Genomic DNA, 26,242 nt, shown 5'->3' on the forward strand with positions numbered 1-26,242 from the left:
ACGAGGTGAACGACCGTGACCGAATTCGTACATCTGCACGTTCATACCGAATACTCGCTGCTTGACGGCTGCTGCCGTGTGAGCGAGCTTGCGAAGCGTGCGGCAGAGCTTGGACAGACTGCCTGTGCGATCACCGATCACGGCAACCTTTTCGGTGCTGTCGCCTTCTACGACAGCTGCAAAAAGGCAGGGATAAAGCCGATAATCGGCTGCGAGATGTACGTTTCGCCCTCTTCGCGCTTCGACCGCACGGGGGAGAAGCCCTGCCACCTGATACTGCTGTGCAAGAACGAAGAGGGCTTCCGCAACCTGTCGAAGCTCTCTACGCTCAGCTATTCCGAGGGCTTTTACCGAAAGCCGAGGATAGACTTTAAGCTCCTTGAGGAATATCACGAGGGGCTTATCTGTCTTTCGGGGTGCCTTTCGGGAGAGGTGTCGAGGAAGCTGACCGACGGCGACACGGAGGGTGCGAAAGAGACCGCTCTCAGATACCGTCGGCTGTTTGGTGAGGACTACTTCATCGAGATACAGAGCCACGATTCCGATGCACAGCGCAGCGTTTTCCCGAAGCTGATACGGCTCTCGCGGGAGACGGGGATACCCCTCTGCGCCACCAACGACGTCCACTACCTTGAATCGACCGACGGCAGCGCACAGGAGATACTCATGTGCATCAACACGGGCACTACCCTCGGCGACACGGGACGCCTGAAGCGTGATAGCGATGACTACTACCTGCGTTCGGGTGACGAGATGGCGGAGCTGTTTTCCCTCTGTCCCGAAGCTGTCGAAAACACCGTGCGTATCGCAGAGTGCTGTTCTTTCGACTTTGAGTTCGGCGTGACGAAGCTGCCTTTCTTCAAGCTGCCGAACGAGGCCGACCACACCGCCTTCCTCTGCTCGATGGCTGAAAAAGGCCTCGAAAAACGCTACGGCTCCCGACCCGAGGAAGCCTGCAAACGCCTTGAATACGAGCTGTCGGTCATCAAGCGCATGGGGTTCGTGGATTACTTTCTCATTGTGTGGGAGCTGGTGCGCTACGCAAAGACCCACGACATCCCCGTAGGCTGCGGACGCGGCTCGGGCGCGGGGAGCCTTGTCGCATACTGCATCGGCATCACCGACATCGACCCCATGAGGTACGGGCTCATCTTCGAGCGATTCCTCAACCCCGAGCGCGTCTCGATGCCCGATTTTGACATCGACTTCTGCACCGAGAAGCGGCACCTGATGATAAAGCACATCATCGCACTCTACGGCGCAGACCACGTTGCGCAGATAACCTCCTTCGGAACGCTCGGCGCGAAGCAGGCTGTCCGCGACTGCGCGAGGGTGATGGGTCTGCCCTACAAAACGGGCGACACCGCCGCGAAAAGCATCCCGAGGGGGATGACCCTTGCCGACGCGCTGAAGCACTCTAAGGAGCTTGCGGCGCTCTACAGCGGCTCGGCGGAGTACCGCGGACTTATCGCAAACTCCCTGCGTATCGAGAGCCTGCCCCGAAACACCATGACCCACGCGGCGGGAGTGGTCATCACCAAAGACCCCGTTTCCGACTGCGTGCCCCTCTACATGAAGGACGAGCAGGTCACCACCCAGTTTGAAGCCCCGAACCTCGAACGACTGGGACTGCTGAAAATGGATATACTCGGCGTGAGCAATCTGACGGTCATGGACAAGTGCGTCAAGTCGGCAGGAGGCATCGACCTGCGGAAGATACTCGACAACGACAGACAGGTGTACGAGCTGTTCGCGAAGGGCACGACGCAGGGCATCTTCCAGTTCGAGAGCGAGGGCATCACCAACGTGGTCATGCAGATACGCCCCGAGAACATCGAGGAGCTGATGGCGGTCATGTCGCTATACCGCCCGGGCCCGATGGAGTCGATACCGCTCTACATCCGCAACCGCCGCGACCCCTCTGCCGTGACCTACAAGCACCCCCTGCTGGCGGATATACTCGCCGAGACCTTCGGGTGCATCGTCTATCAGGAGCAGGTCATGCAGATATTCCGCACACTGGCAGGCTACTCCCTCGGGCGCGCCGACAAGGTCCGCCGCTCAATGGCGAAGAAGAAGCACGAGGAGCTGATGAAGGAACGTAAGGCGTTCATCTACGGCGACAGCGAGGTCTGCGGAGCGATAGCGAACGGCGTCCCCGAACAGACCGCAATCTCTGTTTTCGAGGAGATGCAAAGCTTTGCGTCCTATGCGTTCAACAAGTCTCATGCGGCGGCATATTCGACCATCGCCTATCAGAACGCTTATCTCAAGACACATTACTACAGGCACTATATGGCGGCTCTCATGACCGTTACCCGTTACGATAAGCCCCATAAGCTGCCCGAATATATCGCCGAGGTGCGCAGGAGCGGAGTTGAGCTTCTGCCCCTCGACATCAACAGGAGCTCGGTGGATTTCACCGCCGAGGAGAACGGCATACGCATCTCGCTGATGATAGTTAAGGGTCTCGGCGAGGGTTTTGCCGAAAGGCTCGTCGCCGAACGTGCAGAGAACGGCAGCTACAAGTCGCTTGCCGACCTCTGCTCGCGGATGTCGGTGGTAGGTATGTCCGCGAAGATGCTGGAGTCGCTGATAAAAAGCGGCGCTCTCGACTGCTTCGGGCACACGCGCCATTCGATGCTGCTCATCTACGACGTGATGCTCGGCGAGTCGCAGTACAACGCACGCAACATCGTGGCAGGTCAGCTGGATTTCTTTTCGATGGAGAGCGGCGAGGACAAAGCCGCACAGCAGGTACCCTACGCCGAGGAATTTCCGCCCGAACAGCTGCTGGCGTTCGAGCATGAGGTGACGGGTATGTACCTGTCGGGGCATCCGCTGGACGGGTATATGCCCTTTGCGGACGCCTGCGGTGCGCTCACGGCGGCGCAGATATCCTCGGCGGACGAGACCGAGGGGCTGAAAAACGACACTGCTGCCGAGCTGATGGCGCAGGTGGATTCGGCGAAGCCATATCTTACGAAGAACGGCAGCGAGATGTGCTTCCTGACCGTCTCGGACAAGACGGGCGTATGTGAGGTCATCGTGTTCGCCGACCTGTACGACGCGGTCCGTGGTCTGCTGAAACAGGGGACAGCCGTGCATATCATCGGCAGAGTCTCGGCTAAGGACGGCGACTCACCGAAGCTCATCGCCGAAGTCATCGAGTCGGGGGACAGGTTCCTGTTTTCCTGCGGCGGCAGGGGGCTGTGCGTCCGCACCGAGTCATATGAGACCGAGACGATAGCGCGGATAAAACGCATCGCACTGAGATACCGCTCCGAGAACGGTTCGGGATTCACGGTGTTCCTTGCGGACAAACGCGCATCCCTGACCCTTAAAGAAGCGCCGCGGGTAAGACTGTCGGCAGAGCTTATCAAGGAACTGCAAAAAACGGTGGGCGCACGCAGCGTCATGTTTATGAAACGAAAGGAGTACAGACCCTGATGGAAGCGAAGGATTATATCGTAGCAAGGATAGACGGCGATTACGCCGTTCTTAAGGATACTGACAGCGGTGAGGAGCTGTTCATAGCACGCGCACTTCTTCCCGAGGAAGCGGACGAGGGCGTGAAGCTCCACTGGGAAAACCTTATGTATACCGTTGTCGAATGAAATTCTTGTGAAAAGTATGGAATACACGGAAAATGTGTGATATAATATATCAGTAAGTGATTCGGATACAGAACGGAGTAAATGTATATATGTCATTTGAACTGAAAGAGGAAAGACCCGTTAAAGGGCTTTCGATAACCACGACTGCGGACAGCAAGTTCAATACCGAGACCATTATCGTCAGGTTCATCCTGCCTATCGAGCAGGAGACCACTCAGAAGCGCTGGACGGTCATCTCGATGCTGACAGATGCCTGCGCCGCATACCCCGACAAGACGCTGCTCTCGCGCAGGCTCGCGGAGCTTTACGGAGCGTCGCTGTTCTCCTTCTCCTACAAGCTGGGGAACTATCAGGTGTCGGGCATCACCATGAGCAGCATCGGCGACAGGTACACCCTCAACGGCGAGGGCATAACCGCCGAGTGCGCGGAGCTCATGCTGGACTGCATCTTCAAGCCGCATATGAAGGACGGCGTGTTCGATGAACTGCTGTTTGAGAATTCACGTCAGGAGCTGGTGAACAAGATACGCAGCGCAGCCGACAACAGGCACACCTACGCCCTCAGACGTGCGGGGGAGATCGCCTTCAGGGGCGAGAGCTCGGCGGTGCAGCTGCTGGGCGAGGAGGATACCGCTCTTGCCATGACCGCTGAGGATGTATCGGAGGTCTACCGCGATATGCTCGCAAAGGGCTTTATCACCGTAAGCTTCTGCGGAGGCGGCACGAATACCGAGGCACAGCGGATAGTCTCCGAAAGGCTCACGGAATTTGCAGGGAGCAGGGACTATGACGGCGAGGATATAAGAGGGCTGACATCCCTGTCCCCCCTCAAGCCCGAGCCCGAGTACGTCACCGAGCAGATAGACCAGAAGCAGTCGAAGCTGGTACTGGTATGCAAATCCGCCAGCGAGGACGAGTTCGCGGTTAAGCTCGCGGTGCTGATATACGGCGGCACACCTTTCTCGAAGCTGTTCATGAACGTCCGCGAGAAGATGTCCCTCTGCTACTACTGCCAGTCCAGTATGATAGAGGGCAAGGGCACCATGGTCATAGACAGCGGCGTTGCCCCCGGCGACGAGGAGAAAGCCCGTGCAGAGATACTTCGCCAGCTGACGCTGATGCAGCAGGGCGAGATAGACGAGGAAGAGTTAGAGGATACAAAGCGTTACTATATAGGTACGCTTCGTTCGATAAATGATTTCAGCGACGACCAGAATTCCTGGTTCTTCACACGGTTCGGCAGGGGCGACCTGCTGACGCCGCAGGAGGCGGAGGAAAAGGTCAGAGCCGTTACGATGGAGCGGGTCATCGAAGCGATACGTTCATTTGCGCTTGACACAGTTTACACGCTCGAACCTACAGACAAGGACGCAGAGGGAGGCGATGAGGATGAGTAAGACCACGATAGAGATCATCACCGACCCCCGCACAGGTGACAGCTACAAGCTCGTTCACCACAAGTCGGGGCTCGACCTGCTGCTGGCGCCGATGGAGGGATTCGTGACCACGGCTGCCATGTTCGGCACCAACTATGGCTCGATAATCAACTGCTTCAAGACTACCGACGATGAGGATTTCGTGACCGTCCCCGACGGCATCGCACACTACCTCGAACACAAGCTGTTCGAGAACGAGGACAGCGACGTTTTCGAGCTTTACGCCGAGACGGGCGCGGACGGCAACGCCATGACAGGTTTTGAGAACACCATCTATCTGTTCACCTGCACCGAGAACTACCTCAAATCGCTGAAGATACTGCTGGAATTCGTGCAGAAGCCCTATTTCACGCAGGAGAACGTCGATAAGGAACAGGGCATAATCGCGCAGGAGATACGCATGACCCTCGACCTGCCGAAAAGACGCTGCTTCTTCAACCTGCTCAACGCCATGTATCACGAGCATCCCGTAAAGGTGGACATCGCAGGCAGCGAGGAATCCATAAAGAAGATAACCCCCGAGCTGCTGTACAAATGCTACAGCGCCTTCTACGACCTGCACAATATGGCTCTCGCAGTGGCGGGAAACCTTGACGTTGACGAGGTCATCGCCCTCTGCGACGAGTGCCTTAAACCCTGCGAGGACAAGCACACCGAGGTGAAGATGCCCGACGAACCGCTGACCGTTGCCGAGCCGCTGGTCGAGGAGAACTTCGGCGTGGGCGTGCCGATATTCAGCATCGGCTTCAAGTGTGAGGCCTGCGAGCTCAGCGATATTATCGTAAAGGAGACCGAGGCGGAGCTGATGCTCTCGCTGCTGACAGGCAGGATGTCGCCGCTGGCTAAGCGCCTGCGCGATGAAAAGCTGGTGGTGGGACCGCTCGCCCATGAGGTGTTCGACGGAAGAGGTTTCTTCTCGCTCATAATCTCGGGCGAGTCGGATGACCCCGACCGCGTATGCTCCCTCATCTGCGAGGAGATAGAGCGCGTAAAGCGCGACGGCTTCTGCGAAGAGGATTTCGCACTGCTCAAAAAGGTCGAGTTCGGAGCAGGCGTCCGCAGCATGAACAGCCCCGAATCCTACGCCGAGAATATGCTTGCGTTCTACTTCGTGGGCGACAACGCCTTCGCACAGGAACGCGCCCTCGGACAGATAACACTTGACGACGTGAACAGGGCAGCGAAGGAACTGTTCGGTGAGAACAGGATGACACTCTCAGTCATCAGATAGGACCCTTTTAGGAAAGGAAATGAATGTAAAATGCATCAGACAGCAATCTACTTCGTCGAGCAGGTCAGCGAAGAACTGCAAAAAAAGATAGAAGAGAACCCCGAAAAGGTGTTCTTCCCGAACTTCGGCAGCGGAAACAATATCTTCCGTGAGGGCATCACAGTCAAGCGCGAGCTGCTGACGATACCGGGCACGAATTTCACGATATACTGGTACGGTTTTCTCATCGCAGTGGGAATACTGCTGGCGATGTTCTACGGTTTCAGAAGGATGAAGTCGGTGGGCATCGACCCCGACAGAGCTACCGACGCGGTGCTGACGGGCTTCGTGGGCGCGATACTCGGCGCGAGAGCCTACTATATCGCGTTCAATGACGACATCGGCTGGAGCGAGTTCTTCCGCTACCGCGACGGCGGCCTTGCCATCTACGGCGGACTCATCGGCGCGATACTCGTGGGCGGCATCGTGACGAAGCTGCGCGGTCTGAAGCTGGCGACCATGCTGGACGTAGCCGCTCCCTGCTTCCTCATAGGACAGGGCATCGGACGCTGGGGCAACTTCTTCAATCAGGAAGCCTTCGGCTCGAACACCACTCTCCCCTGGGGAATGATGAGCAAGACGACTTCCGACTACATCGCCCTGCACTTCGACGATCTCGGTCAGAAGGTATACTCATATGTGCCCGTTCACCCCTGCTTTCTGTACGAATCGCTGTGGTGCGGCATCTGCCTGCTTTTCCTGCACCTGTATTTCAAGCACCGCAAGTTCGACGGCGAGATATTCCTCATGTATGCAGGTCTTTACGGTCTCGGCCGCTTCTTCATCGAGAGCACCCGCACAGACTCGCTCTACATCGCGAACATAAAGGTATCGCAGCTGGTGGCAGGCACCTGTGTGCTGGCGTCCATCGTGCTGATAATCATATTCCGCAGCTCTGTAAAGCGCTCGAACTACAAGTTCTTCTATCAGACCGAGCTGTCCAAGCGTCAGCTTGCGGCAGTAGAGGCTTACGAGGCCAACGAGAAGGAACGCAGCGAGCTGAAAAAGAAGATAGCCGAAGCAAAGAAAAAGGGCGAGAGCTTCGCCGAGCTTGAGAAGGAATTCGACAGAAAATTCGGCAAGACCGCCAAGGAAGAGGCGAAGAAGAAGGCTGCCGAGCTGCACGCCGAGAAGAAGGAACTCAAGGCGAAGATCAAAGCTGCCAAGGCCGCGAAGAACGAGACCGAACTGAAAAAGCTCAGGAGCGAGTACGCGGAGAAGTTCGGCGGGATTTTCGCGGAGAGCGCGTCGTCCTCCGAGCCCGAGGATGACGGATATACTTCAATCCTCGCAGACGATGACGAGGAGGAGAGCAGGGAAGCGGACAACGCTCCCGAGAGCACCGATAAGGAATAATTTTTTACCGAAAGGACGGATTCAATATGAGCAAGATAATCGACGGAAAACAGGTCTCGGCAGACGTTAAGGCGAGAATAGCCGAGGAAGCTGCCGCACTCAAAGCCGACAAGGGCATCGAGGTAGGCCTCGCGGTGGTCATCGTGGGCGACGACCCTGCTTCAAAGGTGTATGTCCGCAACAAGAAGCTCGCCTGTGAAGCTGTGGGCTTCAAGTCGTATGAGTACGCACTGCCCGCCGAGACTACCGAGGAACAGCTCCTTGAGTTGGTGGACGCCCTCAACAACGACCCGAAGGTGAACGGCATCCTCGTTCAGCTCCCTCTCCCGAAGCACCTGAACGACAAGGTGATAATCGACAACATCAAGGCTGAAAAGGACGTTGACGCGTTCCATCCCGTGAACGTGGGCAAGATAATGATAGGCGACTACAGCTTCCTGCCCTGCACCCCCGCAGGCGTTATGGAGCTAATCCACTCGACGGGCGTCGAGGTATCGGGCAAGCAGTGCGTAGTCATCGGACGCAGCAACATCGTCGGCAAGCCGATGGCGATGCTCCTTCTTCACGAGAGCGGCACCGTTACCGTATGCCACTCCAGGACCAAGAACCTGAAAGAGGTCTGCGCACAGGCCGACATTCTTGTGGCGGCAGTCGGCAGACCCAAGATGATAACCGCCGACTATATAAAGGAAGGTGCGGTAGTCATTGACGTGGGCATGGACAGGGACGAGAACGGCAAGCTCTGCGGCGACGTTGACTTCGAGGACTGCAAGGACAAGGCAGGCTGGATAACTCCCGTTCCCGGCGGAGTAGGACCTATGACCATCGCGATGCTGATGCAGAACACCCTGACCGCAGCGAAGCAGCAGAACGGTCTTATCTGATACGGGAAATGTAAAAGTTTTGTGAACGCTATTTACAAACACACCGAAATAGTGTATAATTATATCTGTTGTGAAAATACGTTCACGGCAAAATATCCGCAAAGGCAGTTTACGGGTAAAGCTCCGCACGGAGAATCATACCTGCCGTTTACTTCCTTGCAGGAAATCATGGGGCAGACCCCCGAGAAAGAGGTATTTCAAAATGCTTAGAAAAGACGAAAAGACAGCTGTTATCGAAGCTAACAGAACTCACGAGACCGACACAGGTTCCCCCGAGGTACAGATCGCTATCCTTACCAAGCGCATCAACGATCTTACCGAGCACCTGAAGGTACACAAGAAGGATCACCACTCGAGAAGAGGTCTTCTCAAGATGGTAGGTAAGAGAAGAAACCTTCTCAACTACCTCAAGAGCAAGGACATCGAGAGATACAGAGCTACTATCGACAAGCTGGGTATCCGTAAGTAATTCGATAAAAACAGGCAGGCAGAGCGGTATTTTTTTACCGCCTCTGCCTTTGCGTGTTTTTTAAGGTCATTTGAAACGGCGGCGGTGAACGCCCTTAGCGATAAACAGAGTGCAAGAATATGAATGTTTTTGCGCTGTGTTTATTGCTAAATGTTCACCGTTTCCACATCGTAAATCGAAAGGAATGGTTGCTAAGATGTTTGAAAACTACAGAAAATTTGAAACTACATATGCAGGTCGCCCCTTCGTTGTAGAAACAGGCAAGACCTGCGGACTTGCGAACGGCTCCTGCTGGGTACGCTACGGCGAGACCGTCGTTATGGCGAACGTTACCGCTTCGGCTAAGCCCCGTGACGGTATCGACTTCTTCCCCCTCTCCGTTGACTTCGAGGAGAAGCTCTACTCTGTAGGCAAGATCCCCGGCAGCTTCACCAAGCGTGAGGGCAAGCCAACCGACAAGGCTATCCTTGCTTCCAGAATGGTTGACCGCCCCATCAGACCTCTGTTCCCCAAGGACATGAGAAATGATGTTTCGGTAGTCATGACCGTAATGGCTGTTGACCCCGACTGCTCGCCCGAGATCGCAGGTATGTGCGCTGCCTCCATCGCTATCTCCATTTCGGATATCCCGTGGAACGGCCCTATCGCAGGTATCAGCGTTGGTCTCGTTGACGGCGAGATCGTCCTCAACCCGACCCTTGAGCAGAGAGCTAACAACCGCCTGAACCTGACCGTTGCAGGCTCGATGGAGAAGGTCGTTATGATCGAGGCAGGCGCTGACGAGATCCCCGACGATCAGATGCTTGAGGCTATCATTGCAGGTCACACCGAGATCAAGAAGATGATCGCTTTCATCAACGATATCAAGGCTCAGATCGGCAAGCCGAAGTTCGAGTTCCAGTCCATGGAGATCGACCACGATCTGCTCGACGCTGTTGACGCTATGGTCGGCGAGCAGGTAAAGGCTGCTCTCGATACCGACGACAAGACCGTTCGTGACGCAAGACTCAAGCCCATCTACGACGCTGTTCACGAGAAGTACGACGAGCAGTATCCCGATCAGGCTGCTATGCTCGACGAAGTTCTCTACAAGCTCCAGAAGAAGATCGTCCGCAACTGGCTCTACGAGGGCAAGCGTGTTGACGGCAGAGGAATCGACGAGATCAGACCGCTTGCTTCCGAGGTTGGTCTGCTGCCGAGAGTTCACGGTTCGGGTCTGTTCACCAGAGGTCAGACTCAGGTGCTCACCATCTGCACACTCGGTCCCGTAAGCGACTGCCAGAAACTCGACGGCATCGACGAGGAGACCTCCAAGAGATACATCCACCACTACAACTTCCCCAGCTACTCGGTAGGCGAGACCAAGCCTTTCAGAGGCCCCGGAAGACGTGAGATCGGTCACGGCGCACTGGCTGAGAAGGCTCTCGTGCCCGTTATCCCCTCTGTTGAAGAATTCCCCTACGCTATCAGAATGGTTTCCGAGGTCCTTTCCTCCAACGGTTCGACCTCTCAGGGCTCTATCTGCGGTTCGACTCTCGCTCTGATGGACGCAGGCGTTCCGATAAAGGCTCCCGTTGCAGGTATCTCCTGCGGTCTTATCACCAAGGAGGACGGCAGCTGGATGACTATGGTAGACATTCAGGGTCTTGAGGACTTCTACGGCGATATGGACTTCAAGGTAGGCGGTACCAAGAACGGTATCACCGCTATCCAGGTAGATATTAAGGTAGACGGTCTGACCTACGATATCATCAAGGAAGCATTCGCTAAGACCCACAAGGCAAGAGATTACATCCTTGATGAGATCATGCTCAAGGCTATCCCCGAGCCCCGCGCTACCGTTAACAAGTGGGCTCCCAAGATGCTCACCACCAAGGTCCCTGTTGACAAGATCCGTGAGGTCATCGGTTCTGGCGGAAAGGTCATCCAGAAGATCTCCGCTGACTGCGACGTTAAGATCGACATCAACGAGGACGGCAACGTATTCGTTTCGGGTCTTGATCTTGACAAGGCTAACCGCGCTATCTCGATCATCAACACCATCGCAAACGACCCCGAGATCGGTGCTATCTACAAGGGCAAGGTAGTTTCCATCAAGAACTTCGGCGCATTCGTTGAGATCGCTCCCGGCAAGGACGGTCTCTGCCACATCTCGAAGCTCGACAATTCGAGAGTTGAGAAGGTCGAGGACGTTGTTTCCATCGGTGACGAGATCCTCGTTAAGGTAATGGACATCGACAATCAGGGCAAGATCAGCCTTTCCAGAAAGGACGCTCTTGCTGACATCGCAGCTAAGAAGGCTAAGGGCTGATAGTCTGTGCGTAATAGGGGACGCTTTCGGTCACGGGAGCGTCCCGTTTTTATTTGGTACATTTGATCTTGGGAGATAGTCATGCCGTTTTTATTGTTTGCTGCCGCAGTCATCGTGCTGGGCGTTTTCACCATAAAATTGAAGCGAAGGAACAGGGAGCGGTTTCGGAAGGCGTTCGACGAGCTTCTGAACAGTGCTGACAACAGTGGCGCGGCGTCTGATACGGAACCTGTCACGTCTCGGGATGATCCGCAGTCTGTCAGAGGTGACAGCTGTAGGTGACGGATTCACAGCTGCAATTTCTTCCGCATAGAATGTAGTAAAACCCACAGGCGGTGATACTATGTTTGAAGCGGTATTTCTGGCGGCACTCGTGCTGGCGGCGGTGGTGAGCGTTACGGTCCGCGTGCGGAAAGGTCTGAAACGCACCCGTGTGAACGCGCTGATACTCATTCCCGTTCAGCCCGACGATGACAGGCTTGAACTGAGGGTCCGCGCCTGCCGTCACGATGAGCTGTTCGCGGATGATATCGACGCGAAGAAGATACTTCTCGTCACGAATACGAGCTGTCCGAACGCATTCCTTGCCAAGGAACTCGCTCAGGAACTTTCACAGGTCGAGACGGTGCATATCTCGGCACTCAGAGACTACATGATCAGGAATTACTACACTTAGGAGCAGAATGGAAAACAAAGAACTGATAAAGATAGAGGGCGAAGTTGACGCCGTCATATACTCGAATGACAGTAACGGTTACTGCGTGATAATGCTCAAAAGCGAATCAGAGCTTGTGCCCGTGGTCGGCAATCTCGGAATGGTGGAGGAGGGCGAGGAACTCTCCTGCACGGGATTTTACACCGTCAACCAGAAGTACGGCGAGCAGTTCCAGTGCGAGATATGCGAGCGCCGCCTGCCGAGCTCCGCCGCCGCGATACAGAAATACCTTGCCAGCGGCACGATGAAGGGCGTAGGCAAGGCGACTGCGAAACTCATCGTCGATCGCTTCGGTGAGGATACCCTCACGATAATGGAGAACGAGCCCGAACGCCTCTGCGAGATAGAGGGCATCAGGATGGGAAGGGCGAAAAAGATAGCCGCGGAGTTCAAGAAAGCCTTCGCGGTCAGGTCGCTGATGATATTCCTCAGCGAGTTCCGCATCCCGATGGAGGCAGGCATCGCCGCCTACAGGAAGTGGGGCGGCAGGGCAGAGGAGCTGATACGCTCGAACCCGTATCTGCTGTGCGGCCACGGCATCGACGTCCCCTTCGAGAACGCCGACGCGGCGGCAAAGACCTTCGGGATGGCGCCTGACTGTGACGAGCGCGTGTCAGCAGGGATAAAGTACGCCCTCTCCTTCAACGCCGACTCGGGGCACACCTGCCTGCCCCTCGACAGGCTGTCGCCGCTGACCTGCGGCTTCCTGAAAATAGACGCTTCGCTGTTCAACAGGGTGCTGACCGAGCTTCTCGACGACGAACAGCTGTTCTGCTACATAAAGGACGGCAGGAAATTCATCATGCTCCCCGATTATTTCGCGGCAGAGAACTACATCTCTCAGCGGCTGACCGTCATGAAGGAGTGCTCCTACGACAGCAGGATGGACTTTACCGACGTCATCGAAAAGGCGGAGGAGCGAAACGGCATCAGCTACGAGGAAAAACAGCGTGAGGCGATAAATCTTGCACTGTCATACGGTTTTCTCGTCATCACGGGCGGCCCGGGCACGGGCAAGACCACGACTCTCAACGCGATAATCGACCTCTACGACAAGCTGAACATGAATGTCATGGTGGCTGCCCCCACAGGCAGGGCGGCGAAGCGGCTCACCGACCTTACGGGCTGCGAAGCCAAGACCATCCACCGTCTGCTCGAAGTCAAGCCCACAGCCGACGGGGAACTGAAATTCGCTCACGACGAGAAGAATATGCTCGACTGCGACGCGCTCATCATCGACGAGATGTCGATGGTGGACACGCGGCTTTTCGAGTCGGTGCTGAAAGGCATCAAGCTCACCTGTAAGCTGGTGCTGGTGGGCGACTCCGACCAGCTGCCGAGTGTCGGCGCAGGCAACGTGCTCAAAGACATCATGGACAGCGGAGTTATGCCCGTCGTCCGCCTGACGAGGATATTCCGACAGGCTCAGCAGAGCGCCATCGTCACCAACGCGCACAAGATAGTCAACGGCGAACATATCGACCTGACCCGCAAGGACAGCGACTTTTTCTTCATGCGCAGGACGGATTTCGCGGACTTGCAGCAGCTTACGGCCGAGCTCTGCAAGAAGCGCCTGCCCGAAGCCTACGGCTACTCGTCATTTGACGATATACAAATACTTTCCCCCACGAGGAAAGGCCCCGCAGGCACGAACGAGCTGAACAAGCTGCTCCAGAACGAGCTGAATCCTGCTGCGGCAGGCAAGAGCGAACTCACAAACGAGTTTTTCACCTACCGCACGGGGGACAAGGTCATGCAGACGAAGAACGACTACGACATCGTCTGGAAAAAGACGGTGGGCTCGAAGTCGGAGAGCGGCGCAGGCATTTTCAACGGCGATATCGGGCGGATAATCGCCTGCAACAAGATAAACAAGACGCTGAAAGTCGATTTCGAGGGGCGCATCGCCGACTACACATATGATATGCTCAAAAACCTCGAACTCGCCTACGCCGTGACCGTCCACAAGAGTCAGGGCAGCGAGTATGAGGCGGTCATCCTCACCCTTTTCAAGGGCTTCGACAAGCTCTACTACCGCAATCTGCTGTACACGGCGGTCACGAGAGCGAAAAAACTGCTCATAATCGTCGGCGACAACGAGCTTGTTGACCACATGATAGACAACAACAGGCGTATGCTCAGGTATACCTGCCTGAAAGAGATGCTCAGGGAGCTTGACAGCGGTGAAACTAACGATGAAACGCTTTTCGGAACTGATACTTGACGTATTCTTCCCGAATCAGTGCGTCGCCTGCAACAAGGCGGTGCCGATGGATATGGTGTTCTGCGAGGAATGCGCGGCGAAGCTCGAATACCTGCCCGAGACACCGTGGCAGGCGATGTTCCCGCCCGAGATAAACGGCGCTCACCCGTCCTTCGACTATGCTAACGCCCTGTTTTTCTACGACGGGACGGCGAGAGAGGCGGTGCTGAACTTCAAGGACAAAGCTGCCCTCAGTCTTGCGGCGTATTCTGCGGAACGGCTGGTGCTGAAACTCGAATCGGACGGCTTCGACAGGATAGACCTGGTGACTTCCGTGCCGATGCACCGCTCGAAACGCCTTGAACGCGGCTACGACCAGGCGCGCGTGTTCGCGGAAGCGATGGCGGAACAGCTGAATGTCCCCTACGACGGCACCCTGCTCGGTCGCCGTCGGAGCCGCATGGCTCAGCACGAACGCGGCATGAGTGAACGCTTCGCGTCGGCGGACAAGACCTACTTCCTCACCGACCCCGCCCGCACCCTCGAAGGAAAGCGCATCCTCATCTGCGACGACATCTTCACAACAGGCGCTACCCTCGACAAATGCGCCTCCCTCCTCAAAAAGTCCGCCGCAGAAAAAGTAGGCGTCCTCACTATCTGCCTTACCGATTCCTTCGGCAGGGGGGAGAGTGCGGGACGTCTTGGGGGAGACCCTTTTGAAAAAGGGTCTTCCCCCAAACCCCCTCACTAAAACTTTTAATACTTTTTGGCTGTGGGTGGTTCTTTCGCAGGTAGTATTGGTCGGGAAGATAGTGGTTCTTCTCTTCAATTGCGCGTCACTTGCCAAAAAGACGTTAGGTAGAGTGTAACGCACCATTTGAGAGTATTTGTCATTTGACATCTCTTGAAATGTCAAGGGACTATATTTCCGACCACAACAAACGAACGACATATTAAAAGTCTTTGGAAGGGGGTCTGGGGGAGAACCTTTCTTCAGAAAGGTTTCCCCCAGAGAAAAGCACTCTTGAAGCTTAAAAAGTCGCCTGAGTGAATAAGAACGCCCCGTCAGTGCATACTACTGGCGGGGTGATTTTGTGAGTGAGAAGGAAAATCTTGAGAGGATGCTGGCGGCTTCGGCGGAGCTGGAGTGTAGTTTGCGGCTGTGTGCGGGGCGGGCGGTGTCGCCGTATCTTCGGGACGAGCTGCAAAAGCTGACGGCGGCAGCGGCGGGGCATTCGGCGCTGATACGAAGTGTGATGGAAGGCGGTGACTCGGATGGACAATGACAGAGCGGCGGTCGAAGCCGTGCTCACGACCGCAAAGCGCACCGCGATGCAGACCTGCGAGAGTGTCGGGGGGCTGTTGTCGCACGAGCGTTTTGACGAACTCGGGAGCGTGCTGGACGGTCAGCTTCGGATAGCGGCTCAGCTTGCGAAACTGAAAAACGAGCTGTTCGGGTGACTTATTTCTCGTGGACGTCCAGCTGGGGGAAGGGGATGGCGATACCGTTTTCGTCGAAAGCGACCTTGACATCGGCGAGCAGCCCGAACCGAAGCTCCCAGTAGTCCTCGGAGCGGACCCAGACCCTCAGCAGCAGTTCGAGGGAGTCCTCGTTGTGGGCGTTGACGCGGATGTAGGGCTTGTCGGGCTTTTGAAGCGCGAGGGTCTGAGCCTCTACGGTCGCGAGGATGACCTCCTCCGCAAGGCGGAAATCGCAGTCGAGCGGTACCCTGAAACGCAGTTCAAGCCTGCGGAGCTCCTCTTGGGTGTAGTTCGTCACCGTCGCCGAGGAGACAGTCGAATTCGGGATGATGACCGCCTTGTTGTCGAGGGTCAGCAGTTTGGTGTAGAGGATCGAGATCTGGCTGACGGTGCCCTCTTTCTTCGCAATCTCGACGTAATCGCCGACCTTGAAGGGGCGGGAGAACATGACGATGAAGCCGCCTGCGACGTTTGTCAGGCTGTCACGAAGCGCCACGACGATGGCAAGTCCCGCGGTGCCGAGTGCGGTGATTATCGAGGACATGGGGACTTTCAGCTGGGCGAGTATCATGACCGCGAGGATGACGTTGAGCACCGCCTTGGTCAGCGAGAGCAGGAAAGTCCAGCCCGTTTCGTCGAGCTTCGAGTGGGAAAAAGCGGTCTTCAGCAGTTTCAGCAGCAGTTTTATCACCACGTAACCGATGATGAGTATCATCAGCGCCGAAAGTATGTTCGGGATATAATCGGTGATCTTTTCGTTGAGCTTGTTGAGCATGGGGTACCTCCGTGGGTGTTTGACATAGTATGATACTACATTATAACAGACTGATGGAGATAATCCTTTAACGCGGTGTAGACAAAGTGTGTACAATACCAATTAAACAAATATTCATCATATAGGACATGAAAATTCAAAATGATTTTGATAAATTAATAACAAAAACTCTGTCGAAAGACTTGCATTTTATGATAGTTTGGTGTATAATAAATAGTGATTGGTTGTAAGAATATCCAAAAAAAGCAAGCAAAGGAGAATATGTATGAACAACAGTTTCTGCATGAACGCTGCGTATTTCCTGAAGACCTCCGACAAAAATCTCGGCGGTGAGACCGTCGCATCGGTCGTATTCACGGGTATCGCAGTTGTCTTTGTGGCACTCATCCTGCTTATCGCACTCGTATGGTGCTACGGTAAGATCTTTGAGACGGTAAATGCCAAGGCTGCCGCAAAAGCCGAGGCAGAGCTCGCAAAGAAAGCCGAAGCAGCTCCCAAGACCGCTGAGGTCGCGGTAAAGGCTGCACCCGCACCCGTAGTCGAGGACGGTATCGAGGAAGAGATCGTGGCTGTCATCTCGGCAGCGATCGCCGCATACGGAGCACAGACAGGCAAAAAGCTCGCTGTACGGAGCATAAAGGCTTCGGGCGGCGCACCTTCGGGCAGGAATGCGTGGAGTGCTGCCGGTCTCGCCGAAGCGACAAGACCGTTCTGAAGAAAATTCAATTGAAAGGAATGTTTGACCGATATGGCTATAATTGAGAGCTTTTTGAACACACTTTACGATCTGTGTGTAAAATCGGGCTTCGCAGGCTTCTTAGTTGACGGCGGCTGGAAGAACATAATCATGATACTCATTTCGTTCGTGTTTATGTACCTCGCTATCGCAAGAGGCTTTGAACCGCTGCTGCTGCTGCCGATATCCTTCGGTATGCTGCTGACCAACCTTCCCGGCGCAGGGATGTATCACTCTGAATTCTGGGAGTACGCGACCAGAACAGAACTTGACCCCGTTACAGGCAACGAGCTCGTTAACGACCACTACTTAGACTTCGGATACATATTGCGGCACGGAGGACTGCTGGATATGCTCTACCTGGGCGTAAAGCTCCAGATCTATCCGCCGCTGATATTCCTCGGCATCGGCGCTATGACCGACTTCGGTCCGCTGATCGCTAACCCCAAGAGCTTCCTGCTCGGTGCGGCTGCACAGGGCGGTATCTTCTTCACTTTCATCGGTGCAGCTCTGCTCGGCATGACCGCTGCGGAGTGCGCATCCATCGCTATCATCGGCGGTGCTGACGGTCCTACCGCTATCTTCGTTTCCTCGAAGCTGCTGTCCAAGACCGATAATATCGGCGTTGGTACCATCGCACTTGCGGCTTACACCTACATGGCACTCGTGCCGATCATCCAGCCTCCTATAATGAGAGCGCTCACCACCAAGAAGGAGCGTGCGGTAGTTATGGGTCAGCTCAGAAAGGTATCCAAGACCGAGAAGATCCTCTTCCCAATCCTCGTTACCGTAGTTATCGCGCTGATGATACCCGACGCTGCTCCGCTGGTAGGTATGCTGATGTTCGGTAACCTGCTGAAGGAATCTGGCTGCTGCGACAGAATCGCAAAGACCGCTCAGAACGAGCTCATGAACATAATCACAATCTTCCTCGGCACTTCGGTTGGTGCTACCACCAGAGCCGACAACATCATCACTCTTGCATTCGGCAAGGTAATCCTTCTCGGCGTTATCGCATTCTCGCTGGCTACTGCCTGCGGCGTGCTGCTCGGTAAGGTAATGTACCTCGCTTCGGGCAAGAAGATCAACCCGCTGATCGGTTCGGCAGGCGTTTCGGCTGTTCCGATGGCTGCCCGTGTTGCTCAGAAGGTCGGTCAGGAAGAGAACCCCACAAACTATCTGCTGATGCACGCTATGGGTCCGAACGTTGCAGGCGTTATCGGTTCCGCAGTTGCGGCAGGCGTACTGCTCAGCATCGTACAGATCGGTTAATAATCACAATGACGGGAACTTATGCTCCCGTCATTTTTGTCTGAGGAAGTGAGAACGATGACCACGAATTTCAAGCCGAAAAAGGGTGCTCCCTACAGTCTGCACGACGCGAGGGTCAGCAGGATAGAGATCGTTGAGTCGGGGATACGGCTCAGCTTTGAGAACGGTCTTACCTCGGTGCTCGAACCGTATCCGCGGGTGAACGGCACCGTCACTTACGAACATCCCGACCCCGACTTCTGCGTTGTCTACATCCTCAGCCGAAACGGTGAGACGGGGAAGTTCGGCGGCGAGAAGATGATGCTCACCGATTTTATCGGGCGTTACTGGAAGTTCACCTTCGAGATAGTGGACGAGACTTTCGGGTATGATACAGTCAGTCTCGGCGGCTTTCTCGACCTGCCCGATACCGACGGCTTCCTTGAGATGAACATCTGCATCTGCCATTCGGGCAGCATAGTCTACGAGACCGACGAGTAAAGGAGAGAATATCATGTCCGCACAGTTTTTCGCATTCATTTCGCGCATGAAATATATCAACCGCTGGGCACTCATGCGCAGCACCATCACCGAGAACATCAGCGAGCACAGCCTTGAAACGGCGTTCATCGCCCACGCTCTCGCACTGATACGCAACAAGCGGTTCGGCGGCAGCGTTGACCCCGAGCGCTGCGCCCTGCTCGCCATGTATCACGACGTTTCCGAGATAATCACGGGCGACCTGCCGACCCCCATCAAGTACTACAACAAAGAGATACGCTCCGTTTACGAGGAGATCGAGCAGAAGGCTGCCGACAGGCTTATCGCCTACCTGCCCGAAGACCTGCGCGACTGCTACAGACCGCTGTTCACCCCCGACGAGAGCGAGCGCGAACTCTGGCAGCTGGTCAAGGGTGCGGATAAGCTCTCCGCCCTGATAAAGTGCATCGAAGAACGCCGCATGGGCAACGATGACTTTGAAAAAGCCGAACAGGCGACCCTCGAAAATATCCATTCGCTGAACCTGCCCGAAGCCGAGGTCTTCCTCGAAGAGTTTATCCCTGCCTACACCCTCACCCTCGACGACCAGACAGGCTGAGCACCCTTTGGAGAATATATTAACAAAGGTCTAATTTTCTTGCATTTGCTTGACTTAACTTCACTAATGTTGTATAATAAACATTGTGAAAAGGAGTGGTATCAATGGATACGATAGTTTCGGCTTCGCTGCTTGCGGCAGACTTCTGCTGCATCAGGGATGAGCTGCGCCGACTTGAAAAAGCGCATACCGACTGGCTGCATTTTGACGTGATGGACGGTGCGTTCGTCAATAATATCAGCTTTGGCGAGCCTGTGCTGCGCAGCATCCGCCGAGAGCTCACCATTCCAGTGGATATCCACCTTATGATAAACGACCCAATCCGCTATGTCGCCGATTACGCGGCTCTCGGTGCCGAGGTCATCACTATTCACTGCGAGGCCTGTGACGACCTTGATGCGGTGCTTGACAGGATACACGAGCTTGGCTGCAAGACTGGCGTGGCGGTACGTCCCGCGACTTCCGTTGATGAGCTTGCGCCCTACATGGACAAGATAGACATGATTCTTGTCATGACCGTTGAGCCCGGTTTTGGCGGACAGTCTTTCCGCGAGGATATGCTGCCGAAGATAGCCCGTGCGCGTGAGCTTGCGGACGGCTGCGGCAGGGAAGTCCGCGTCGAGGTGGATGGCGGCATCAATGCCGAGACTGCACCGCTGGTGAGAAAATACGGCGCTGACACCATCGTATCGGGTTCGTACCTTTTCAAAGCCGCCGACATGGCTTCGGCACTCGAAGCACTGGTCAGGTGAACAATTGTTTCAGACGTTCAACAGGAGCATCGGAGAGCATTCTTCCGTGCTCCTTTATTTTTGCCGCGCGGATGCTGCTGTCGCACCGCTCCACGAATGCGAAGTTCTCGCCGAGTCTGTACAGCTCCCAGTCCCCCTGCAAACCGTTCGCGGTTCGGATGACCTCGTCGGCGGTTCGGCAGAGCAGGGGAGTACCCTTCGATTCGCGGGGGACTTTCAGCCCCTTCCCCGAAAGATACATCACCAGTCCGCCGCTCTCGCCCTCGAAGACCTCCGCCGTCAGCTTGTCGGCTGAACCCACCTCCGCCCCGAGCGATTCCAGCCGTGCCAGCACCGATGCCAGAAACAGCCGTGCCGTCAGACTATCGGGCGAAAAGCTCTCGTAGCTTATATCCAGTTCGCGGCATTCGTCGGCGGTCAGGGTTATCTTCGCGCAGTCGCTGCCTATCATTGTTATCTCCATAAAAAAATCCCCCCTTACTACATTATAATGCGGTAAAGGGGGATGTGTTATTCAAGACTTGCCCATTCTTCCATTTTTGCTTCGATGTCGAGCCGCGACTGTTCGAGCTGTGCGCATTTCTCGGTCATGAGCGCGAAATCGCCCGAGACTTCGGGAGAAGCTATCTCCTCCTCCAGTGTTTCGATGAACTCCTCCAGCTCGGCGATCTCGGTTTCGAGCTCCTTTATGCGCTGTCTGCGTTTTGCGTCGTCGGCGCGCTGCTGTTTGGAGCGGTAGGCTTTCTGTTTGGACTGACGGTAGTCCTCTTCGGCTTTGAGCCGCTTGTTTTCGGCGAGCCTCTCCTGCTCGGCTCTCTCCTCGGCTTCGATGGTCTCGATGTAGGTCTCGAAACCGCCGTCAAAGCTGCGAACGCTGCCCTCGGTCAGCTCAACGATGCGCGAGGCAGTTTTTGAAAGCAGGTAGCGGTCGTGGGAAACGATGAGCATTGTGCCCGTGAAGTCTTTCAGCGCCTCTTCGAGGACTTCCTTGGTGGCGAGGTCGATGTGGTTGGTCGGCTCGTCGAGAATGAGGAAATTGCCCTTGTTCAGCGCCATTATCGCAAAGCAGAGCTTCGCCCTCTCGCCGCCCGACAGAACCGAGATAGGCTTGAAAACGTCCTCGCCGTGGAACAGCACCGACGCCAGCGCCTTGCGTATCTCCGCGTCGGTCATCTGCGGGAATCTGCGGGAGACAGCCTCGATGGCTGTGTCGTGGGGGTTCAGCGAAGCGTGTTCCTGGTCGAAGTAGCTGACCTTCACGTTGTTGCCCCAGACGATGTTGCCCGAGCGTTTCGGGATGATGCCCTGTATCATTTTCAGCACCGAGGTCTTTCCGATGCCGTTGCTGCCGATGAGTGCGACGTGCTCGCCGCGTCTTACGTGCAGGTCAAGGCTCTCGATGAGGGTCTTTTCGTTCTCGCCCTCGCCCACCACCAGCGGACAATCCACCACCTGCACTACGTCCTTGGTGGGCTCGATGGTGTATCCGAGGGATATCTTCGGCGGCTTTTCGAGTGCGAGGGGTTTGTCGGGAACGTCCATGCGTTCGAGCTGTTTCTCGCGGGATTTCGCCATTTTTGCGGTGGATGCGCGGACTTTGTTCCGTGCGATGTAGTCTTCGAGCTGGGCTATCTGCTGCTGCGCGGAGTTGTACTCTTTGAGCTGACGGGCTGTGAGCTGCTCTTTCAGCTGCGTGTAGGCGGTGTAGTTGCCCTTGAAGGACGTCAGCGAACCGTTCTCTATCTCAACGATGCGGCTGCACAGCTTGTCCAGGAAGTAGCGGTCGTGAGATACGATGACGATCGCGCCGCGGTAGGTCTTCAGGTAGCTTTCGAGCCATATCAGCGTTTTGAAGTCCAGGTGGTTGGTGGGCTCGTCGAGGATCAGCAGTTCGGGCTGTTCGAGCAGCAGCTTTGCGAGGGCAAGGCGGGTCTTTTCGCCGCCCGAGAGGGAGGATATCTCCCTGTCGTAGGCGAGGTCCGAAAAGCCCATGCCGTTGAGTATCTGCTTTATCTTGAACTCGGTGTTGTAGCCGTCGTGCAGCTCGAAATATGACGAAAGTCTGCTGTACTCGTCGGCAGCCATTTCAAGCTGGTCGCCCACGTAGCCTGTCATCAGAGCGGTCAGCTCGTCCATCCGCGCCTTGACTTTTTTGAGCTCGGCGAAAGCGTCGTTCATCTCCTCGATGACCGTTGCCTGCGAATCGAGGCCGCTGTTCTGTTCGAGGAAACCGATCACGCAGTCCTTGACGGTGAGTGAGCCGTTTCCGTCGGGAGCCTTGTCGTACTCCTCCTCGCCGAGGATCATTTTGAGGAGAGTTGACTTTCCGCAGCCGTTCCTGCCGACGATGCCGACAGTCTCATTTTCGTTAAGTGTAAAGCAAATATCCTTTAATAGTGCTTCTCCGTTAAAATATTTATATATATGTTCGATATTTATCAGCATAGCGCTGTTGACCTCCGTTATGGCTGAAAAAGTATTGTTATTTGATGAACGACATAATTATACACCATAAATGTGAACTTTTCAACAGAGTGGGTTAAATCGTTTTATTATTTGCAGTAGCACGTTAAATCAGATACAATACATAATTTGTTAATAAAGATGAAAAAGACTGTAATAATTCGGAAATATTTGGTGTAAATCACGAAAATGATGTTAAAAAAATGAAATATCACTGTTTACTATTGCATTCCTCATAATAATTTGTTAAAATATAGATAGAGAAAAGTATATAATTAGCTCGTGAAGGGAGTGTATGGCTGTGCGTTTCAGAAACAATTCCGATCAGAAAGATGCGTCGAATATCAAGTCTATCTCCTCCTGCTGCCTTGGTGAGGTGATACCTCTTGAGCGGCTTTCCAACGATGTTTTTTCGAGTATGATACTCGGTGACGGTTTCGGCGTGATACCGTCGGACAACAGTATAATGTCTCCCGTCTGCGGCGTTGTCAAGGATGTCTCCAAGAACAGCCGCGAAGTCACGATCAAGACGAATGACGGCTTCGTGCTGATAGTTTCGGTTGGCTCCGATCTGGCGAGCGTTGACCAGAAACTCGAAGTCGTATGCAAGGTCTGTCCGGGTGACAGGGTCGAACTGACTACCGAGATATGGAACATCGACATCGAAGGCTACAGGATGAGGAACATCCCCGTAATAGCTGCTGTGATCGTTACCAACAGCATAAATATCCCGTCATTCAATATCAGGTACGGAAAAATCAAACAGCACGGTCAGACCGTGATGACTGTAAGCATCTGAGACCTCGATCCGATGATCGAGGTCTTTGTTTTTTGGGCTTGCAAACGGTTGCGGGATGTGATATAATAGATTCATCGACTGAGATCGACAGGAGGTAGTAAAAATGAACAGACGATCGGGAAAACAGCTGATGTCCGTTCTGCTGGCAGTTTTCTGCGTGCTGGCAGTGGGGCTCGGTGTGATGGTGCTCATGTACATGGCGAAGGGAAAGTCATCAGGCATCGAAAAGAACGCGGCAGAAACGAGCGATGATACCGCAACACAGACTCAGACCGAAACTGCGGCTCAGCAGGAGCAGGTCTCGGAGACTGTTTCGCAGGAGGACGCAGTCCCTGCGGCGGCAGTTTCCGAAACGGGCGAGGACAGCAAGGCTGAACCTCAGCCCGAAAAGAAGGATGAGATCCGGACCCTCATCGACGGCATGAGCCTTCACGAGAAGGTGTGTCAGCTGTTCATCGTCACGCCCGAAAGTCTTACGGGCTACGATGTCGTGACGCAGGCGGGCGACGCCACCGAGGAAGCGCTCGAAAAGTACCCTGTGGGCGGAATCATCTACTTCGCGCAGAATATGGAGGACTACACTCAGCTGAAAGATATGATCTCGGCGACCAAGGAATTCGCCGCAAAAAGCTGTCCGACACCGCTGTTCGTCAGTGTTGACGAGGAGGGCGGCGACGTGGCAAGGTGCGCGGAGACGGTCGGCACCACGATCTTCCAGCCGATGTATACCTACAAGGGCAGTACGACCCTCGCGCACGACAATGCCTGCACGATAGCCGAGGATATCTCGAAGCTGGGCTTCAATCTGGATTTCGCGCCTGTTGCGGACACCTGGTCAAACCCCGAGAATACGGTCATCGGTCAGCGTGCGTACAGCGACGATTTTGAAGAAGCCGCCGAGCTCGTTGCGTCTGCGGTCAAGGGTTTCCACGACGGCGGTGTGCTCTGCACGCTGAAGCATTTCCCGGGTCACGGCAATACTGCCGAGGATTCGCACTACACTTCGGCGTATTCGGGCAGGACTGTGATGCAGCTGGAGCAGAACGAGTATCTGCCCTTCGAGAGCGGCATCGAGGTGGGTGCTGACATGGTGATGGTGGGACATATCACCGTGCCGTCCATCGACGAAGAGCCTGCGTCGGTATCGAGTAAGATAATCACGGGCGAACTGAGGGAAAAGCTCGGTTTCAAGGGCGTCATCATCACCGATTCGCTTGCGATGGGAGCTGTTGCGGATAATTATGAGAGCGGCGAGCTTGCGGTGAAGGTATTGCAGGCAGGCGGAGATATCCTGCTGTGTCCTGCCGATCTTGATGAAGCGGTCAACGGCATCGAAGCCGCAGTAAGTAAAGGAACGATCGAAGAATCGCGCATAGACGAAAGCCTGTACCGCATCCTGACCCTGAAAAAGCATATAAAGTAAAAGCCAAATGAAGCGTCCTCGCCAGAGACTAAAAAAAGTTTAGGAGAGAGTCTGGGGGAGACCCTTTTCAAAGGGTCCCCTCAGCCGCCGGAGGCACATAGGGAATATCGCTTTGCCCCCCAAAAAGCGCACTATCTTCAAAATCAAACATAAAATCGGCAAATCCCAAGAAAACCGTCCCAAAAGGCGCCAAGTGAAAAAACACCACAATCTATATAGAACAACCGATTTGCCGATTTTATTTTCGCGAGAGAGCGTAAGCGATTCGAGTGAAACCCCCAAATCGCTCGCAAGAGCGATAAAAAACCACCTCACCAAAAACAACAGAATCACCAAACACCAAAAAGCCCCGTATGCATCGGAAAAACCGAAACATACGGGGCAAACTGTTGTCAGATCAAGCTCTGTGCGGCTTGGCTTTTCCCGGGACTAAACCGGGTGCAAGCTCCAAAGCGCAGAGCATTAAACAGGGGATCATCCCGAGGAAAGCAGCTTTCCCCGAGAGCTGTGCGCAGGCTATCCACGAAAGAAAAGCGCCGAGATGGAACACTGCAAGTGTTCCGCCGAAGAATTTCGCCTTGTCGAGCGCCTTTTTGTCGTGTGAAGCGGCATATTCGGCGATGCCGCCGATGGTTTGGCGGTAGTTGTTGGTGGAGAATATCGGAGCACTTGCATATCCGCCGATATTTCCGTATACTACCCACAGAAAAGGCATCGTCACGAATGTCGGGTAAAGTCCCACACAGCGATCTATTTCAAGAGGCATGAAGCCGAGGACCGCAAAGCCTGCGATGCATATCGCACCGCATAACAGCCTTACGCCCGACCAGCCCTTTTTGCTAAGGTAAGAAGCCGCGAACACCGAACAGCCGTAGATGAGCATTCCGAGGAGTCGGAGCAGAAACTCACGGGCGTTGTGTCCGAGCAGAGAGTTCAGCATATCCAGCAGATTCACCGTCTGGGATGAGCCGAGATTAAACCGTATGAGCACTGTGTACATCGCCGCATAACCGCCGATGAATGTGGCACAGCGGTGCAGAAGGCGCTCATAGCTCTTTGCCATTTGTGTATCCTCCATAAAAACAGGGTATCCGTTTTGTACAATATCATTATAACAGACCCGACAGGATATGTCAATAACAGTTTGTGACAAATAAAAAAGGAGTAAAAACAATATTTTATGCAGTTTCTCCACACGGTT

General features: G+C 54.8%; 25 protein-coding genes. 20 read left to right on the forward strand and 5 right to left on the reverse strand.

Going from position 1 to position 26,242, the window contains the following annotated elements; genetic code table 11:
• The first annotated feature begins 15 nt into the window (after positions 1-15).
• From BT142_RS12000 to BT142_RS12035, 8 genes are all read left to right on the forward strand, one after another.
• Positions 16-3,450 (forward strand): DNA polymerase III subunit alpha, encoded by a 3,435-nt coding sequence (locus BT142_RS12000; RefSeq protein ID WP_072418438.1) that lies wholly within the window; start codon positions 16-18, stop codon positions 3,448-3,450.
• Entirely contained in the window at positions 3,450-3,617 is a 168-nt protein-coding gene (locus tag BT142_RS18745) for a DUF3006 family protein (protein ID WP_072418439.1), read from the forward strand. The genes BT142_RS12000 and BT142_RS18745 overlap by 1 nt, the downstream gene beginning before the upstream one ends.
• A gap of 89 nt (positions 3,618-3,706) precedes the next feature.
• On the forward strand, positions 3,707-5,014 hold the full coding sequence (locus tag BT142_RS12010) for a M16 family metallopeptidase (RefSeq protein WP_072418440.1): 1,308 nt from the start codon (positions 3,707-3,709) through the stop codon (positions 5,012-5,014).
• Entirely contained in the window at positions 5,007-6,284 is a 1,278-nt protein-coding gene (locus BT142_RS12015) for an EF-P 5-aminopentanol modification-associated protein YfmH (RefSeq protein WP_084659454.1), read from the forward strand. The genes BT142_RS12010 and BT142_RS12015 overlap by 8 nt, the downstream gene beginning before the upstream one ends.
• Positions 6,285-6,314: 30 nt before the next feature.
• Positions 6,315-7,679: a prolipoprotein diacylglyceryl transferase gene (lgt, locus tag BT142_RS12020; RefSeq protein ID WP_072418442.1), complete on the forward strand. Its 1,365-nt coding sequence runs from the start codon at positions 6,315-6,317 to the stop codon at positions 7,677-7,679.
• 26 nt (positions 7,680-7,705) lie between these two features.
• Complete coding sequence (gene folD / locus BT142_RS12025; protein WP_072418443.1) at positions 7,706-8,563, forward strand: bifunctional methylenetetrahydrofolate dehydrogenase/methenyltetrahydrofolate cyclohydrolase FolD; 858 nt, start codon at positions 7,706-7,708, stop codon at positions 8,561-8,563.
• A 202-nt stretch (positions 8,564-8,765) separates the two neighbouring features.
• Entirely contained in the window at positions 8,766-9,032 is a 267-nt protein-coding gene (gene rpsO / locus BT142_RS12030) for a 30S ribosomal protein S15 (RefSeq protein WP_072418444.1), read from the forward strand.
• Between the two features lie 196 nt (positions 9,033-9,228).
• Complete coding sequence (locus tag BT142_RS12035) at positions 9,229-11,343, forward strand: polyribonucleotide nucleotidyltransferase (protein ID WP_072418445.1); 2,115 nt, start codon at positions 9,229-9,231, stop codon at positions 11,341-11,343.
• A 90-nt stretch (positions 11,344-11,433) separates the two neighbouring features.
• On the opposite strand, the gene BT142_RS19115 is transcribed toward BT142_RS12035, so the two are convergent.
• Positions 11,434-11,673, reverse strand: a complete 240-nt coding sequence (locus BT142_RS19115) for a hypothetical protein (protein ID WP_139182227.1) — start codon at positions 11,671-11,673, stop codon at positions 11,434-11,436.
• A gap of 13 nt (positions 11,674-11,686) precedes the next feature.
• On the opposite strand from BT142_RS19115, the gene BT142_RS12045 reads away from it, so the two are divergent.
• The 5 genes from BT142_RS12045 to BT142_RS12060 all read left to right on the forward strand — a co-directional run bounded on the left by BT142_RS12045 (position 11,687) and on the right by BT142_RS12060 (position 15,722).
• Complete coding sequence (locus BT142_RS12045; RefSeq protein WP_072418447.1) at positions 11,687-12,019, forward strand: hypothetical protein; 333 nt, start codon at positions 11,687-11,689, stop codon at positions 12,017-12,019.
• Between the two features lie 7 nt (positions 12,020-12,026).
• Complete coding sequence (locus tag BT142_RS12050) at positions 12,027-14,282, forward strand: SF1B family DNA helicase RecD2 (RefSeq protein ID WP_072418448.1); 2,256 nt, start codon at positions 12,027-12,029, stop codon at positions 14,280-14,282.
• Positions 14,254-15,012 (forward strand): ComF family protein, encoded by a 759-nt coding sequence (locus BT142_RS12055; RefSeq protein ID WP_072418449.1) that lies wholly within the window; start codon positions 14,254-14,256, stop codon positions 15,010-15,012. Before BT142_RS12050 ends, BT142_RS12055 begins: the two co-directional genes overlap by 29 nt.
• A 343-nt stretch (positions 15,013-15,355) precedes the next feature.
• Positions 15,356-15,547 (forward strand): hypothetical protein, encoded by a 192-nt coding sequence (locus tag BT142_RS18750; RefSeq protein WP_139182228.1) that lies wholly within the window; start codon positions 15,356-15,358, stop codon positions 15,545-15,547.
• A complete protein-coding gene (locus tag BT142_RS12060; protein WP_072418450.1) occupies positions 15,537-15,722 on the forward strand; it encodes a hypothetical protein in 186 nt (61 codons plus the stop codon). Before BT142_RS18750 ends, BT142_RS12060 begins: the two co-directional genes overlap by 11 nt.
• Position 15,723: 1 nt before the next feature.
• Here BT142_RS12060 and BT142_RS12065 read toward each other — a convergent pair whose 3' ends face one another.
• Positions 15,724-16,518, reverse strand: a complete 795-nt coding sequence (locus BT142_RS12065; RefSeq protein WP_072418451.1) for a mechanosensitive ion channel family protein — start codon at positions 16,516-16,518, stop codon at positions 15,724-15,726.
• Between the two features lie 265 nt (positions 16,519-16,783).
• Here BT142_RS12065 and BT142_RS12070 point away from each other — a divergent pair, with 265 nt between their 5' ends.
• The 5 genes from BT142_RS12070 to rpe all read left to right on the forward strand — a co-directional run bounded on the left by BT142_RS12070 (position 16,784) and on the right by rpe (position 20,356).
• Positions 16,784-17,233 (forward strand): OadG family transporter subunit, encoded by a 450-nt coding sequence (locus BT142_RS12070; RefSeq protein WP_084659455.1) that lies wholly within the window; start codon positions 16,784-16,786, stop codon positions 17,231-17,233.
• A 33-nt stretch (positions 17,234-17,266) separates the two neighbouring features.
• The gene (locus BT142_RS12075) at positions 17,267-18,526 is read left to right on the forward strand and encodes a sodium ion-translocating decarboxylase subunit beta (RefSeq protein ID WP_072418452.1); all 1,260 of its coding nucleotides are present in this window, start codon (positions 17,267-17,269) and stop codon (positions 18,524-18,526) included.
• Positions 18,527-18,583: 57 nt separating this feature from the next.
• On the forward strand, positions 18,584-19,006 hold the full coding sequence (locus BT142_RS12080) for a hypothetical protein (protein ID WP_072418453.1): 423 nt from the start codon (positions 18,584-18,586) through the stop codon (positions 19,004-19,006).
• Between the two features lie 13 nt (positions 19,007-19,019).
• The gene (gene yfbR / locus BT142_RS12085; RefSeq protein WP_072418454.1) at positions 19,020-19,604 is read left to right on the forward strand and encodes a 5'-deoxynucleotidase; all 585 of its coding nucleotides are present in this window, start codon (positions 19,020-19,022) and stop codon (positions 19,602-19,604) included.
• 104 nt (positions 19,605-19,708) lie between these two features.
• Positions 19,709-20,356 carry a ribulose-phosphate 3-epimerase gene (rpe, locus tag BT142_RS12090; RefSeq protein ID WP_072418455.1) on the forward strand — a complete coding sequence of 216 codons (648 nt, stop codon included), beginning with the start codon at positions 19,709-19,711 and terminating at the stop codon, positions 20,354-20,356.
• Here rpe and BT142_RS12095 read toward each other — a convergent pair.
• Both BT142_RS12095 and BT142_RS12100 read right to left on the reverse strand, forming a co-directional pair.
• The gene (locus BT142_RS12095) at positions 20,349-20,819 is read right to left on the reverse strand and encodes a hypothetical protein (RefSeq protein WP_072418456.1); all 471 of its coding nucleotides are present in this window, start codon (positions 20,817-20,819) and stop codon (positions 20,349-20,351) included. The two genes, rpe and BT142_RS12095, sit on opposite strands and share 8 nt — an antisense overlap.
• A 47-nt stretch (positions 20,820-20,866) precedes the next feature.
• Positions 20,867-22,801 (reverse strand): ABC-F family ATP-binding cassette domain-containing protein, encoded by a 1,935-nt coding sequence (locus BT142_RS12100; RefSeq protein ID WP_072418457.1) that lies wholly within the window; start codon positions 22,799-22,801, stop codon positions 20,867-20,869.
• A 319-nt stretch (positions 22,802-23,120) separates the two neighbouring features.
• On the opposite strand from BT142_RS12100, the gene BT142_RS12105 reads away from it, so the two are divergent.
• Both BT142_RS12105 and BT142_RS12110 read left to right on the forward strand, forming a co-directional pair.
• Complete coding sequence (locus BT142_RS12105) at positions 23,121-23,618, forward strand: PTS glucose transporter subunit IIA (RefSeq protein ID WP_175444941.1); 498 nt, start codon at positions 23,121-23,123, stop codon at positions 23,616-23,618.
• A 103-nt stretch (positions 23,619-23,721) separates the two neighbouring features.
• The gene (locus BT142_RS12110; protein WP_072418459.1) at positions 23,722-25,041 is read left to right on the forward strand and encodes a glycoside hydrolase family 3 N-terminal domain-containing protein; all 1,320 of its coding nucleotides are present in this window, start codon (positions 23,722-23,724) and stop codon (positions 25,039-25,041) included.
• A gap of 397 nt (positions 25,042-25,438) precedes the next feature.
• On the opposite strand, the gene BT142_RS12115 is transcribed toward BT142_RS12110, so the two are convergent.
• A complete protein-coding gene (locus BT142_RS12115) occupies positions 25,439-26,104 on the reverse strand; it encodes a YoaK family protein (protein WP_072418460.1) in 666 nt (221 codons plus the stop codon).
• Between the last annotated feature and the right edge of the window lie 138 nt (positions 26,105-26,242).

It is taken from the genome of Ruminococcus sp. YE71, from assembly GCF_900119155.1.
Classification (GTDB): Bacteria; Bacillota; Clostridia; order Oscillospirales; family Ruminococcaceae; genus YE71.